The following is a 17,120-nucleotide window of genomic DNA, read 5'->3' as shown; positions in this document are numbered from 1 at the left end:
ATCAAAAACTTCCTACCGTTGACTCATCATTAATACCAACTAGGCCAACTTCTTGGCTCATTGATGAGGGATTGAGAGTTCCAAACTCATCATCTGCCGACATATCACTTATAGAGTTACTCTCGAACAGAAGGGTTGCATTATTACTTAGTTGGCTAGCACTGGCGTTATCAGCCACAGTAATAGCAAGCGTTGGAGCAGTCCGGTCTCCTCCAGCCGCCTCGACAAAGCGAGTCCCACCAGTTCCTTCTATTTTGACCGTGATCAGATCTCCTGAGTTAAGTCCCTCCTGAGCAATAAGTGAATTAAGTTGATTTGCCAAGTTAATACCTACGGTTATATTTTCACCATCCTGCCATGTACCTGTAGCCTGCCACACTTCCTCTTCAGAGAGATAATTACGGTTAGTGACTGAGCCGAAGCCCGCTCCGTTGAGTGAGTTCTCTACGGAGAAAGTCATCGTCGAGTTAGCAGAATGCGTCCTATCAGATACCCAACTGATAATCGCACTATCAATAGTTTCACTATCATCAAGATTAATATTATCAGGCACGGTAAATTGAATACCGACAACATATGAGCCTATCTCTAAATCAGGACTAGACAGAGATGAACCCTGTTCAATGTCGCCATTAGCACTCTCGACCATGGCGACAAAGTAAGTATCTGGCTCGTTTTGATCCTCTGGCACCACCACCAAGTCAAAACCAGCTGTCGCAGTAGCACCATCTTCATCGGTTACCTGAACTTCCAGCGCGTAATTACCTACCCCTGCACTAGGGCTCCCCGAGAAAGTCTTCGTTTGTGCGTCGAAGAAGACTCCATCAGGTATGTTTAGGGCTTCATAGGTCAATATATCGCCATCCAGGTCGCGAAAGGTATCATCAGGAATCTCGAAGAAAAACTCATCTTCAGCTTCGATCGTCTGATTTTCAAGAGGGTTATTAACGAAAGGCTCGGTATCACCGCTAAGTATAAAGGTAGAGTTCGTCGCGTTTATACTTGGCGCATTGCCTTGGTAAAGCTCAAAGAAGTCAATATGGAAGCCTTCGGAACGGCCTGCGAAAGTAATCGTATGAACACCGGCGTCAAGCACAAACTCCGCTGGGAAATTCGGTACCGAATCCGAGGTGCTATCGATAAAGTTCGCGAAGCCAAAATCGCCTGTTGCATTACCATACAGCTTTATAAACCCACTATTATCTATCGCATTGACATTACTAACGAGAAGCTCTTCAGCATTGTCATCTATCTTCACCCAGACATCATTCTGGGCATCGCTGGCCCCACCTGGATCCCGTGTCCCCCGAACTCGCAAGGTAAACTCCCCTGCTGCCGACTCAGGAATGACGAATGTATAGGTCAGTTCTGCCTGCGGCCCATTAAGAGCCTCACTGTCCTCATCGCCCCAGAGATAGTAACCAACTCCCTGGAAGTTCGCCTGGTTACCATTTTCGTCTGCCTCATCGAAGAACTGCCATTTGCCAGGAGGGTTTACTCCACCAGGTCCATTTATATCCTCAAACTGTACTTTAAGACGACTGCCCTCCATAAGGTAATAACCTTCCGACGGGATTGTCGTATCGCCATCCACAACAGGCGTACCATTCGAAATTAGATAGATCGGCTGCGATACCGGCCCCAATCCCAAGCCATCAGAGGTATTCGGGTTATCAATGACGGATGCAACAAAACCAAGCGGAAGTGTGTCATCTCCATCGAAGCTGGAGGTGTCGTTCAGGAAATCCCCATAGGTAAACTCCTGCGAAACATCGGCTGTGCCACTGGCGCCCAGCTGTACATCTACAAACTGGAACTCTGCAGCATTGTTAGCAGGGAAATTCTTATCCGCTAGACGGGCATTTACAGTATCAGCAATGCCATCCTGATTATTGGTTACTGGCTGGTGCCCCTTAGTCATGACGACTCGCACCCATTCACCAGCTGGCCCGCTAACAATTACCGAAGGTACTTCACCACCGTAGGTCCCTTGACTACCGGCAGAAAGCCCGTTGACACTCAATTCGGCAACTAGGTTAGGTGGCGTTTCACTCACCAGCACTTGTGCTCCAGCCTGGCTGCCATCGCTCATCAATTGTCCGCTGGCAGTACTACCATCAGTAAACTTGATATACACATTGGAGCCGATAAGTTCCGCCCCTGAGATCCCCCCCACATCCCAGAAGGGAATCGATCCCGTATCGACACTGGATTTGGTAAAGCCAGCAATCGAGTTAGGATCCATATCACCACTGAAACCAACTGTTTCACCGTTAGTAAATCCACCGTTGGCAGTGGCCGAAAATTTCACCAAGGCCCCACGGTAACCACCATTATTATCTGAATTCTCAGGCTCAGGATCGATTCCCGGCAGGAAATAATGCTCGTAGCCAGACGACCCCACAGGCTGAATTGCCCCGGTGTTACCGGCACTGTTGATCGCCCACTCCTTGGCTGTCGCATCCCCACCCTTGCCATCGGGATCAAACACGCTATCGCCATAGAGGGCTGTCGTCACATCAAAGAAAACCGCGGCGATCTTCTTATCTCCGGTATTTTGCACCTGGAACGAGTTACTGCCGTAATTGGAACTCTGTACGTCATTCCCGCCAGGAGTCACAGTGACCAATGCAGAGCCAACATCACCTTGATCATAGCTATCCGATAATTCGAGGTTAGCACCAGCAAAAATTTCTTCGATCTCGGTCGCCGGCACCGGCAAAGGAGTGCTAGTGTCTTCCTTGGCACTTACCTCGAAGTAGTCATAGGCAGCGGTAAAGGCTTCCGCCGCACCATGCGTGTGGGTAATCCCTACGCCGACCGAAGCTGCAGGGTCTAGTATCGCCTCCTTAAGGGCTCCGGTGAGTTCCAACCCGCTAATGGTCACGCTGGCATTACCCGGTAAAGGTTCACCTGATGCGTCCAGTAAAGTGACTGTCGCCGTCGCCATAGTATTGCCGACGTTATTGACACTGACATCGAGTACTAGCTTCGCTTTTGCAAAATCACCAAAGCCATAATCATCTGGGAAGTCAGCCCCAAGTTTGGTTTCGGCGTTGTTGTCACGCGAGGAAAACTCAATGTCCTGACCAACACTGCCAAATACCAACTTGGCAAAATCATTACTGTTCACACTAACCGCCAGCCCTAGCTGCGAATAACTACCGGGCGCCGAAGCAAAGGGGTTATCCACCACGGACTCCAGGATGAAGCCTCCATCACGAATAATGCCCAAGTGATAATCATTCTGTGGCGTATTTGCAGACCCCGTATCACCACTCGTTGTCGTGACCCTGAGTTGATTATCGGCAACGATGCCGGCGCCGGTATCTTCGTCCTGAAATGCCACATCAGAACTGGCCATAACCCCGGTGAAACCGTTCTGATAGGGAGTGCCGTTTACTTCGAAATTAAGGCGTATGCTTTCGCCGTCGGCCAAAGGCTGCCCATTTTTGGCGTCATAAGCAAAGACATCATCTACATTGGCATCACCATCACCATCAATATCTTCATCCGCCTGATTGGCAGTGCCATCTTCGTCCAGGTCATCACCCGGGGCATAACCGCCAAGCGGGCTGCCCTCATCAAAGTCGATCATGAAGCTCGTCGATGGCGTTGAATCGACAAGGTTGGCATTCTCTGAGGCATCTGAGACCGCCCCCTGAGCCACCCAGACCGTATAACTACCATTTTCATTCCAACCTCCAGCTGGAGACGAGATCGCATAAGTTGCTTCGCCCGTCGTTGCGTTGAAGCCATCGAAACTGATCGTGGCAGCAACTGGAACCCCATCCAGCATGAGTGCGATGTCACTGTTATCAAGCGTCTCCGTAGCGATGCCCGAGGCATCAGCGTAAGTGACAACAACCGTAAGTTCCGCGTCGGTGTTGACTGGCTGTAGGATAGCAATCGTCGCGACCGGCTTGTCATTATCGTCAGTGGATTCTTCGCCCTGTTGCTGAATACGCAAGTAGTCATAATTAGCAACAAAAACTGGACCGGAACCAAACGAGGTCTGGGTTACGCCAACACCGAACTCTTCTCCCGCACTAGTAATGGCTGTATTCAAAGGGCCATCCGGTAGGAGCAGTGCTGGCAGAGCCGTATCTCCCAAACTTTGTCCCGATGCATCAAGGAAGGTCATGGTGCCCGAGAAACTCGCCATGCCACCATCAACACTGGCTTCGATAGCCACAACAACATCAGCAATCTGCGCGAAGCTGATGCTTGGCGGCAGGCTGAAGGTCTGTTTGCTTTGTGAACCTCCTAGCTCATAGGAGTATTCAATTTGCCCGCCTCCGACGTTGCCGAAGGTTACCTTCAGATATTCGTCCTGGCTGAGGCTTATATTAAGACCCAGCTGCGAATACTGTGCAGGCAGCGAAGGGAAAGGGTTGCCAAATTTAAGCTCAGCAGTAAAACCATCACCTCCAGACACATTAGTATAGTAATTATCATTGGCGTTATTACTGCCTCCAGCATCACCCTCACTGGCCGAAATAACCAAATTTCCATTAATGATTTCAGCTGTACCGGTTTCCTCTGTGTCAGTACCCGAACCTTCAGTCACTCCGTCAAATAAGCCTTGTAGAGTCTCACCTTCATCGAATTCAAGATTGATCGTCGCAGGATCGGTGCTGGTAATATCATCCTCCGTCACCGTTCCCATTGCCGTCGCAGCAGCGGGATCGATAGCAAACGCCTCGTCTGCAATCCCGGCTAGGATGACACTGACCTGCTCCGGGCCGTTGGCTTGATCATCGTTGGCGACGTCAACCGTCAAACTGCCGACGCCGCCGGTGAAGACCACCGTGCGGGGCTCGGATGTACCATTAATAGTGAGATCCAATGCCACCTCGCCGCTGAAGCCTTCCGAGGCGGTAAGGCCGAAGCTTAGCGTGGTGGCACCCTCGTCGCCGCTTTCGACCATCGGATCAGCATCGGAAATACCGATCAAGGTCGGCGCCGGTGGCTCGACAATTCCCGCGGGCACAAACTCGATATAGTCGATACGTGCGTATTCCAGCGTAGCCGCAGTTGCAGAGAGCGCCAGAGTAGCATCGTCGCCCACTGTGACATTTTCGAAAGTCACCGTGCGGAAGCTTGCTGCCTGGGCAGCATTGCCACTGGTGGCGTCGTTATCGAAGATCCAGTCGCCGCTGAAGCTCTGGCCCTGGGCATTACCGATGCTCAACTGCGCCGTACTTTCGCCGTCGTTTTCGTCAAAATACCCGACAATCACGGTGTAAGTGCCCGCCGCAACCGCACCGGCTAGCGCGTAACTGGCCGTGCCCGACTCGCCACCCTGCAGCCGGATACCTTGACCCTCATCCGCTGCGCCGATGTTCTCGACGGTGTAATTGGTTGCCGTGGTAAAGTCCTCGGCCTGAAGGCGTACGGGCGTTGTTGGTGCGACCTCGTCATCCTCTGTCACTGTGCCCGTTGCCGTCGCAGCAGCGGGATCGATAGCAAACGCCTCGTCTGCAATCCCATTCAGGATGACACTGACCTGCTCCGGGCCGTTGGCTTGATCATCGTTGGCGACGTCAACCGTCAAACTGCCAACGCCGCCGGTGAAGACCACCGTGCGGGGCTCGGATGTACCATTAATAGTGAGATCCAATGCCACCTCGCCGCTGAAGCCTTCCGAAGCGGTGAGGCCGAAACTTAGCGTGGTGGCACCCTCGTCGCCGCTTTCGACCATCGGATCAGCATCGGAAATGCCGATCAAGGTCGGCGCCGGTGGCTCGACGATTCCCGCGGGCACGAACTCGATATAGTCGATACGTGCGTATTCCAGCGTAGCCGCAGTTGCAGAGAGCGCCAGAGTAGCATCGTCGCCCACCGTGACGTTTTCGAAAGTCACCGTGCGGAAGCTTGAAGCTTGGGCAGCATTGCCACTGGTGGCGTCGTTATCGAAGATCCAGTCGCCGCTAAAGCTCTGGCCCTGGGCATTACCGATGCTCAACTGCGCCGTACTTTCGCCATCGTTTTCGTCAAAATACCCGACAATCACGGTGTAAGTGCCCGCCGCAACCGCACCGGCTAGCGCGTAGCTGGCCGTGCCCGACTCGCCACCCTGCAGCCGGATACCTTGACCCTCATCCGCTGCGCCGATGTTCTCGACGGTGTAATTGGTTGCCGTGGTAAAGTCCTCGGCCTGGAGGCGTACGGGTGTTGTTGGCGCGACGTCATCATCCTCTGTCACTGTGCCCGTTGCCGTTGCAGCCGCGGGATCGATAGCAAACGCCTCGTCTGCAATCCCGGCTAGGATGACACTGACTTGCTCAGGGCCATTAGCTTGATCATCGTTGGCGACGTCAACCGTCAAACTGCCGATGCCGCCGGTGAAGACCACCGTGCGGGGCTCGACCACCCCATCAATATCCACGCTCAAGGCTACCTCGCCGCTAAAGCCTTCTGAGGCGGTAAGGCCGAAGCTTAGCGTGGTGGAGCCCTCGTCGCCGTTTTCGACCATTGGGTCGGCGTCGGTAATACCGATTACCGTTTGGCCAACATCATCCTCTGTCACTGTGCCCGTCGCCGTCGCAGCAGCGGGATCGATAGCAAACGCCTCATCTGCAATCCCAGCTAGGATGACACTGACTTGCTCAGGGCCATTGGCTTGATCATCGTTGGCGACGTCAACCGTCAAACTGCCGACGCCGCCGGTGAAGACCACCGTGCGGGGCTCGACCACCCCATCAATATCCACGCTCAGAGCCACCTCGCCGCTAAAGCCTTCCGAGGCGGTAAGGCCGAAGCTTAGCGTGGTGGTCCCCTCGTCGCCGTTTTCGACCATTGAATCGGCGTCGGTAATACCGATTACCGTTTGGCCAACATCATCTTCTGTCACTGTGCCCGTTGCCGTCGCAGCGGCGGGATCGATAGCAAACGCCTCGTCTGCAATCCCATTCAGGATGACACTGACCTGCTCCGGGCCGTTGGCTTGATCATCGTTGGCGACGTCAACCGTCAAACTGCCGACGCCGCCGGTGAAGACCACCGTGCGGGGCTCGGATGTACCATTAATAGTGAGATCCAATGCCACCTCGCCGCTAAAGCCTTCCGAGGCGGTAAGGCCGAAGCTTAGCGTGGTAGTGCCCTCGTCGCCGTTTTCGACCATTGAGTCGGCGTCGGTAATACCGATCAAGGTCGGCGCCGGTGGCTCGACAATTCCCGCGGGCACAAACTCGATATAGTCGATGCGCGCATATTCGAAGGGTGCCGCCGTGCTTGCCAGGTCCAGAGTAGCGTCGTCACCCACCGTGACGTTTTCGAAAGTCACCGTGCGGAAGCTTGCTGCCTGGGCAGCATTACCACTGCTGGCGTCGTTATCAAAGATCCAGTCGCCGCTGAAGCTCTGGCCCTGGGCATTACCGATGCTCAACTGCGCCGTACTTTCGCCGTCGTTTTCGTCAAAATACCCGACAATCACGGTGTAAGTGCCCGCCGCAACCGCACCGGCTAGCACATAACTGGCCGTACCCGACTCGCCACCCTGCAGCCGGATGCCTTGACCCTCATCCGCTGCGCCGATGTTCTCGACGGTGTAATTGGTTGCCGTGGTAAAGTCCTCGGCCTGGAGGCGTACGGGTGTTGTTGGCGCGACCTCGTCATCCTCTGTCACTGTGCCCGTTGCCGTCGCAGCGGAAGGATCGATGGCGAACGCCTCGTCTGCAATCCCAGCTAGGATGACACTGACCTGCTCCGGACCATTGGCTTGATCATCGTTGGCGACGTCAACCGTCAAACTGCCGACGCCGCCGGTGAAGACCACCGTGCGGGGCTCGGATGTACCATTAATAGTGAGATCCAATGCCACCTCGCCGCTAAAGCCTTCCGAGGCGGTAAGGCCGAAGCTTAGCGTGGTGGAGCCCTCGTCGCCGTTTTCGACCATCGGATCAGCATTGGAAATACCGATCAAGGTCGGCGCCGGTGGCTCGACAATTCCCGCGGGCACAAACTCGATATAGTCGATGCGCGCATATTCGAAGGGTGCTGCCGTGCTTGCCAGGTCCAGAGTGGCGTCGTCACCCACCGTGACGTTTTCGAAAGTCACCGTGCGGAAGCTTGCTGCCTGAGCAGCATTGCCACTGGTGGCGTCGTTATCGAAGATCCAGTCGCCGCTAAAGCTCTGACCCTGGGCATTACCGATGCTCAACTGCGCCGTACTTTCGCCGTCGTTTTCGTCAAAATACCCGACAATCACGGTATAAGTGCCCGCCGCAACCGCACCGGCTAGCGCGTAACTGGCCGTGCCCGACTCGCCACCCTGCAGCCGGATGCCTTGACCCTCATCCGCTGCGCCGATGTTCTCGACGGTGTAATTGGTTGCCGTGGTAAAGTCCTCGGTCTGGAGGCGTACGGGTGTTGTTGGCGCGACCTCGTCATCCTCTGTCACTGTGCCCGTTGCCGTCGCAGCGGAAGGATCGATGGCGAACGCCTCGTCTGCAATCCCAGCTAGGATGACACTGACCTGCTCCGGACCATTGGCTTGATCATCGTTGGCGACGTCAACCTTCAAACTGCCGACGCCGCCGGTGAAGACCACCGTGCGGGGCTCGACCACCCCATCAATATCCACGCTCAAGGCTACCTCGCCGCTAAAGCCTTCTGAGGCGGTAAGGCCGAAGCTTAGTGTGGTGGTGCCCTCGTCGCCGTTTTCGACCATCGGATCAGCATTGGAAATACCGATCAAGGTCGGCGCCGGTGGCTCGACAATTGCCGCGGGCACAAACTCGATATAGTCGATGCGCGCATATTCGAAGGGTGCCGCCGTGCTTGCCAGGTCCAGAGTAGCGTCGTCACCCACCGTGACGTTTTCGAAAGTCACCGTGCGGAAGCTTGCTGCCTGGGCAGCATTACCACTGCTGGCGTCGTTATCAAAGATCCAGTCGCCGCTGAAGCTCTGGCCCTGGGCATTACCGATGCTCAACTGCGCCGTACTTTCGCCGTCGTTTTCGTCAAAATACCCGACAATCACGGTGTAAGTGCCCGCCGCAACCGCACCGGCTAGCACATAACTGGCCGTACCCGACTCGCCACCCTGCAGCCGGATACCTTGACCCTCATCCGCTGCGCCGATGTTCTCGACGGTGTAATTGGTCGCTGCGGTAAAGTCCTCGGCCTGGAGGCGTACGGGTGTTGTTGGCGCGACCTCGTCATCCTCTGTCACTGTGCCCGTTGCCGTCGCAGCAGCGGGATCGATAGCAAACGCCTCGTCTGCAATCCCGGCTAGGATGACACTGACCTGCTCCGGACCATTGGCTTGATCATCGTTGGCGACGTCAACCGTCAAACTGCCAACGCCGCCGGTGAAGACCACCGTGCGGGGCTCGGATGTACCATTAATAGTGAGATCCAATGCCACCTCGCCGCTGAAGCCTTCCGAAGCGGTGAGGCCGAAACTTAGCGTGGTGGCACCCTCGTCGCCGTTTTCGACCATTGAATCGGCGTCGGTAATACCGATTACCGTTTGGCCAACATCATCTTCTGCCACTGTGCCCGTTGCCGTCGCAGCAGCAGGATCGATAGCAAACGCCTCATCTGCAGTCCCGGCTAGGATGACACTGACCTGCTCCGGACCATTGGCTTGATCATCGTTGGCGACGTCAACCGTCAAACTGCCGACGCCGCCGGTGAAGACCACCGTGCGGGGCTCGGATGTACCATTAATAGTGAGATCCAATGCCACCTCGCCGCTGAAGCTTTCCGAAGCGGTAAGGCCGAAGCTTAGTGTGGTAGAGCCCTCGTCGCCGTTTTCGACCACCGGACCAGCATCTGTTATGCCAACCAGTACCTGAGGTGTGGCCTCTTCGGTCGAGGACACCTGGAGATAGTCGTAAGAAATGTCGAAAGTATCAGGCGACTGACCACCGGTGGATGTTTGTATAAAGCCTACGCTGACGCCCTGAGCTTCATCCTTAATTGCTGAAGCCAACGGATCAGTCAGCGTTATTTCTCCCGAAGCACCGTCAATTATATTGGTATTATTCAACGTCAATACAGAGCGAGTGAGTGCCGTAACTTCGCCAGATGTAGTATCTACGACTATTTCAAGCATCAGCTTCACTGAAGCTATGTCGCTGTAGACAACACCACTCGGCAAGGCAAAGGTCGCGCCTGGTACAGCAGGTGTTGCTCCCTCTACCTGTTTATTTTCATGAGCGAGCTGGAAAGCAGCGGTGCCGTTCGCACCGAAAATCCATTTCACTAGATTGTCTTCCGAAAGACTGACCGCAACACCACCAGCCTGGTAGTTAAGTGGTGCCTGCAGGCCCTCTTGCTGATCATCGAAGTCCGGCATAGTAAAACTTGTCTCAACGATAAAGCCACCAGGATTCTTAACCCCTACCGCATATGCATCCTTCTGAGAATTGTTGTTGGTATAGTGATCACCTGTATCGGCTACAATATTGAGTGTGCCATTCTCGACACTTGCTGTACCGCTCTCGACAGCTCCAGCAGAATTACTCTCATTTGCCCGGCCCATTAACCCCGTCAGGCCAGCCTCATAGGGACTCGCGGTGTCTTCTTCAAAGTCAAGCAAGAAGGTTTCGCCAGCCGCTAAAATCATGCCATTAGCAGCATCGTATGGGAAAAGGTCGTCATCATTACTAACGCCGTCCTCATCCAGGTCGTCCGGATTGGGCACAGAGCCCTCATCGTCTTCGGTCACACTGCCCGTTGCTGTGGCCGCCGATGCATCAATTTCAAACAACCCTGTGCTATTGACTGCGACCAAAGTGACTGAAATTTCGTTGGTACCATTAGCCACATCGTCATTAGGCACATCAACCGACAGGATGGCGGTGCCGTCGCTGAAGTTCAACGTATCCGTCACGGCCGCGCCATCGATGCTCAGGGTCAATTCCACCTCGCCACTAAAGCCATCTGAAGCGGTGAGGCCGAAGTTCAGTGTCGTGAAGCCATCGTCTCCATTCTCGATGATGTCAGGAGCATTGACGATAGCCAGAGTAGTGGTGGGATCCGTTGGCTCTGAAATGAGATCCGGCGAGGTCACGTTGAGATAATCCCAACTAGCCATGAACGACTCTATGGGATCGTTGTAATCAGTTGAAGTGACCCCGACTGCCGTTGTTGAGTTCGGATCAGTAAGATTACTTAGCACTGCGGGTGGCAACACCTCAGGGGACGCCGTTGCGAAACCTTCGGTTGCCTCGGCACGCAAGCCCCCCAGAACATTTTCGTTAGTATCGAAGAAAGTAACGATAGGAGTCACAGTACCGGCTGTTTTGTTGACGACTAGCGTCAGTTCTACAGAGGCAATATCATTCAGGGTTGTTGAGGCATTACTCAGCATACTCGCAAGCGGAATGACTGTATCAATGGCGCTTTTGGACCAGATTTGCACCCCGTTACCGCCATTACCACCGAACACTAGCTTGACAAGCTCATTATTGCCCTGACTGCCAAGACCGAAGACTATGCCTTGCTGGGCATAGTTCGGGACAATATCAGTTGGTAGCTCTTGGGCTGCGAGCGCGGCAGGGAAGGGATTATCAAAGCGCGAGGTAATGTTTATCGTCTCTAACGCTGGATCGCCCAGTGCCACATACTTGATAAAGTCATTCGCACTCGGGGCAGCCGCTTGTGAAATGTCGCCATTGGATGTCCAGACGACCAGTTCGCCCCCCTCCACAGTCGTGAAGACCGTATCATCTACAACGTCACCCAGCGTGCCATCAAAACCGCCTTCCTCAAGTGGCGATCCGGGATTCTCGAAATCAAGTTCGAGAATGACTCCATCGCTCGAGTAATTCACATAAACCGAACTAGCCGTTGCGCTGTTGCCATTGTTATCGCTATCGAGTACTGCATTGGCGGCGACTGAAGCGGTGATTGTCCCGGTTTGCCAGCCGCTCTCAGGGGCGTCAAAGATATAGGTGGCAATGCCACTGGCGCTATCATAAGCCACCAGCGAAGGAGTAACTAACGCACCAGCGGCAGAGGAAACAGTGACATCGGTAGCACCGATCTGTGTGCCAGAAATGTTGCCATCGTCAGTGTACTGGACAGTGACAATAACCTGTCCATCGCTCGATTCCGGCGCTTCAATCGAAAGAATGCTGGCAATCGGTATACCGCTGTCGACTGCCTGATAAATAGCTATGGCGTTGAAGCCCGGCTCGCCGTTATCCGCATTGACATCAATAACAATCTTGCCATCTGTCACTATAACGTTTTTGGTAAGAACGGTTGGCTTGTCGGCTCCTCCCGCTGCTATAAAGGCATCAAAGTTCTCAGCAAACAACTCGCCTTGTATCGTGTAGTCACCCTGGCGCTGGCCGCCCTGGGTTTGATAAAGCTCAGCAAAATGCAGCTCTACCACATATAAACCATTGGGCACTTCATAGGTTGCTGTGTATGAGCCAGCGGCAGAGTCACGATAGGTGTGGTAGGCAGAACCATCCAGATCGACCCCACCACTGTTACTACCGGTTGCTCCGGCTTTACCATCAATATTACTGCCTGTTTTTGTACTCGGCGAGTAATACGCGGGGTCATCCGCCTCAAGATCGATACCCAGAATCGGATCATTAGTGATGGCACCGCCATAAGTATTTTTATCATCACCCTCGAGACTATTATCGATAGTGTTGCTGGTTGGTCCGACGTTTATCGCTCTTTGCAACGCCCCCTTGACGAGCTGTTCAAGGTTCCGGGCAATAATGACATCCGTTTCAAAAGCGGCGATACCAAGGCCTGTCGTATCAGTAAAGCTACCTGCAGCAACGCCAACCTTGAAAGCACCATTTTCCCAAGCATTAGAACCTGTCGGCGGGGAAATGGTGTACTGGATAGTAGCGGTTTTGCCATCATTGCTGAGTGTAATAGCATCGTTATCAGCCAGGGAGACGGCACCAGGCTCATAACCGGTAAAAATCAGCTCATCACCATTGATAGAATCAACATTAATTCCAGCGTTATCGGTAACCACTACTGTGGCCAAGATGTCACTGTCGTTATCGAAAGGTTGATCGATCATTATCGACACGACTTCCGGTGGTGTTACATCTTCAGGTGGCACATAGGTGCCACCAACTTGCCAGACCACCAAACCGCTGATTTTGGCCTGATTGACCGAGGCATCGAAGCCAATGTTGAGAACCCCATCAGTGACGGTAACGGCATAGGTCTTGATCACTTCGGTTGCTGCGCTACCAACATCGCCAATAATGTCATAGTCATCTTCCACCAGCGCATCTTCAATGCTGATGTCAAAGACACGCGCTCCGGTACCACTGCTGTTTTCCACACCATGGTAAATTTCGGCGAAGTACATATCGATCAGGTATTCACCGTTCTCGACCGGAATCGAGTAGCCCCATTCGCCGGCATCTTCTGCCGAGCGCTCAGACTGATGCAGCTCATCGGGGACACTGCCGTCGATGTCGACTACGTTGACATAATCTTTGGAGGTGACACCGCTAACCCAGCCATTAACCTCAGCGTTGGTCATGTCTGAGAGGAAATCAATTGTCTGGTCACGTACGGTGACGTTGTTAATATCGGGGCCCCCCGAGCTGATCGCAGCAACCGCGGTCAACGCAGGTACAGTGGTAATGCGCGTCCCGTTGGCGGTGGACGTGAAGCTGAATACTGACTCGCCAGTACTGGGATCGAAGTCGTCAAAACCTTCACCACTAAAAGTGATTGCTGTTTCGTTATTGATAGTAATGATCGCGGATCCAGCTTGATAGGTTACGTCGCTGGCATCGAACGAAGCACCCTGAACAACGACTTCATCGTCGGGTGTGAAGTCGGTGATTTCAGTACCGTTTATAGTATCGAGCGTACCTTGGAAGCTGTCGGCTCCACCGCCCCCTGTAAACGTATTATTGCCACTCCCGGCGATCATCACGTTGTCGCCGCCATTACCAGTGGCATGAAAATCTGCCATGGTGCCGGAGCCATCGAAGTTCTCGACGCTGTCATCCAGCGGCGACAGTACGGTATCGGTTCCGGTATAGATAATAGTGTCAATACCATTAGAGCCTTCGGCCCCCACACCGCCAGCCGAATCTGCCTCAATCTCATTACCGAAGCCATTTATTTTGAGGTTTTCGAAGTTAACCGGTGCAAGAGGCGCACCTTCACTGGTTTCAGCTAGGAAGCCAAAAGCAGCTCCAGAGGAGGCCTGGGAATCACCATCGCTGATGGTATGATTACCTGTCAGGACGTCACGTAAAACACCCTCAGGCAGCGTAAAACCATTCAGAGGCAGTTCGGTAAAGGCATCCTCGCTATTGAGACGGTAGCTCGCATAGAGGGCAAAGCCGTCAGCCATATCGATCTCGAGGTATAATTCAACCTGCGTAACAGCAGTATCTGTCAGTCCTGGCACCGCCACTTGAGCCAACGCCAGATAATTGTTGTCGTTGATTTCATAACCAACTTCAAAGCCAGCTTCTCCGTTTACCTCTCCAAACACAAGGCGTACGAAGTTGGCCTGAGTACCATCGCCAAACATGAGTCCAGTCAGTTGGCCATCTTCAACACTGCCATTATCGGCAATCCAGTTGAGCACCTGTGTTGTGGCCACCAGACGCTGAACATCACTGCTGGGATTAACACCCACATGCATAGCATCACGAACGCTATTTACAGGGCCGACCACAGTGCCCGGCACAACCTCCTTGATTTGGAACAGCGCGGCATTGGCACCGGGAATGATATTACCGCCGATATCATAAAGGCCGGGAAGCCCCTGATCCGGGTTGGCATCCTGGTTCGGTGTCGTACCATCAAGTGCTGCGCCCATCAAACCAGTATCACCGATGGTGCCGGGATAGGGAGCCTCGGTAGGCTGAAAATTCATGACGATGGCTTCGCCTGGCGTCAGCGCGAGACCATTTGCAGCGCTGTACTCAAATGGATCATGAATATGGTTAATGCCGTCAAGATCATGATCAGTCGGATCAGCGGCTTCACTGCCGGCGAGAGGAACAGCGCCATTATTGGGCTGGAGGATTTCGATTTTGGTACCACTTCCGCTGTAAACAGTTGCCCAAACAGAACCACGAAACGCTGCCTGGTTATCCCATGCAGATAGGTCATCGCCAATAGAAGCCAGCCCAAGAGGACTGCCTGACAACGTCAATGTGATCCTCTCAGCAGCTTTTACCCCACCGCTACCGCTAGCGGTTTGCATGACGCCATTCTCATCCCGCCCCATCACGATGAGGTTGCCACCGCCCAACTGTACTGCCATAAGAGCGCCGGACATCTTCGTCTCACCATCATCAAAAACGGTCGACGTATATTCGGTCAAGCCATTGATCGACCCTGTACCTGAGTCAATTGCGCCATCGTTATATCCTCCTTCGAGATAGTTGCCTTCGATAGCGTTAAGTGTGGCCACCACGTCATCAATATCTGCTGGCACCCCAGCGGTTCCGAGTACATCGGATCCCCCGATACTCGACGGCGTCTGGGTATAGTCACTAGTCAGGTACGCTTCACCATTTTCGGTAATGTAATACAGCTCTCCAGGAGCTAAGCTAATAACGCGGCTTGTAAGATCCCCAGAAGACACGCCGTTAGACTCACCCTCCACAGTTACCAGCCAGTCGATAACACTGTCATAGTGCTCTTCAGATACCAGCAGAAAAGCGTCCTCAACCCCATTTTTGGGCGTAAAGAGGAGCCCAGCTTCACCGCCACTGGCACGTGTCGGGTTCGGGTGGCCGCCGTAAACCAGGGTTAAAGGATCGTCAAAATCAGGATGCGCCATTACGTAGGTGGCGGCGCCCGCCTGACCAGCGGAAAGAACCCGGCCAGCGAGATCGTCTGATCGAGTGATTTCGTGAAACTGATCGAGGTTTTTAGGATTCCAAGCTTCAGTATTGATGCTGTCACTACCACTACCATCACCGTTATTAAGATTGGTAGCTATATAGTTTTCATCTTGTTCAGCATCGATATTGCCACCATTATCCCCCGCCTCGCCAACAGGGCGACCGCCCCAGCTATTATTAGCGCCGTTATCATAAGTCCAAACGCGTCCATCTTCGGTAACTTCTACATCATAGGCATTACGATACCCCGCAGAATAAATCTGCACTGGACCGTTAGGGTCTATTTTTCCACCGTTGAAGCCATCATTACCACCAAAGGGGTCAGTGAGCGCTTCTTCGCTCGGAGAGCGTGAGGGGGCGTTTAAGGTAGGAATGTCATAGACGTAATTGCGGCCATCATCGTTTTTGATCTCCATGGATTTAAGTTGATCAAGATCGACCTCTAGAATCGCCGCACTATAGGCCGTTTCCTGCTGTCCAGAAAAATTATTCGAAGGTGCACCAGCATTGGCATTACCCCCGTTAGCAACGATGAGCCTCTCACTTAGTAAACGACCGTTATCGTCAAACTCTTGTATGACTTCCAAACCATTAAGAGAGTGATTCTCTTCGGAACGAGCAAGTCCCCGGACAAGATCTAGTGCTTCCCATCCATCTACTGTCTGCGTTAGGCGCGTAATGATGCCAGAGTTTGTATCGAGACCTGTGTCAGAGCCACTACTCCCAGCACCAATGCGATTATCACTAGATGTCACATAGATATTGACTGCCGGCTTTCCATTAATTATGACCGGGTCACCGTTTTCATCATATTGCGGGGTTACATCAATACCCGTAACTTGACGATTGTTAGATCCCCCCTCGGTACCATCATCGTTATGGTTAGGTAATTCCTTTACTAAAAAAACAGTTTCAGCTTCAACAACATAGAAACTTGCCGTACTGTCACTATCTGCTGTATTAGGATCTCCAAATGCTACGGTTAAAACCTTGACATCACCACTCTGTTCAGTGATATAGAGGCGACCATCTGCCCCCCACACCAGTGCGGTAGGTTGGGACAAGGTAATTTTTCCGTTGAGATCTAAACTGCTTTGAGAAAAATTATTCGTAACCATGATGGGAGGATCCTTTTAACTGATTATTTTAAAACAGCTTTCGGGCAACAAATTAACTAAAAATTACTAAAACAGAACGCAAGCCCTACTTCGCATCATGAACTTTAATCTGCAAGCAATTTTCAGCTTCATTAGTTTTATCAACAATGCTAAAGCTACGCGGCAACAAACGCTGCTG

Annotated in this window: 1 protein-coding gene; it reads right to left on the bottom strand. The window is 53.0% G+C overall.

From position 1 onward, the window contains the following. Position 1: 1 nt before the first annotated feature. Positions 2-16,942 carry a malectin domain-containing carbohydrate-binding protein gene (locus LMS44_RS07825; RefSeq protein WP_498947209.1) on the bottom strand — a complete coding sequence of 5,647 codons (16,941 nt, stop codon included), beginning with the start codon at positions 16,940-16,942 and terminating at the stop codon, positions 2-4. Between the last annotated feature and the right edge of the window lie 178 nt (positions 16,943-17,120).

Source organism: Halomonas profundus (genome assembly GCF_020865425.1).
GTDB classification, from domain to species: domain Bacteria; phylum Pseudomonadota; class Gammaproteobacteria; order Pseudomonadales; family Halomonadaceae; genus Vreelandella; species Vreelandella titanicae.
The sequence above is the reverse complement of the archived record's forward strand: the minus strand, read 5'-3'. Positions and strand labels throughout refer to the sequence as shown.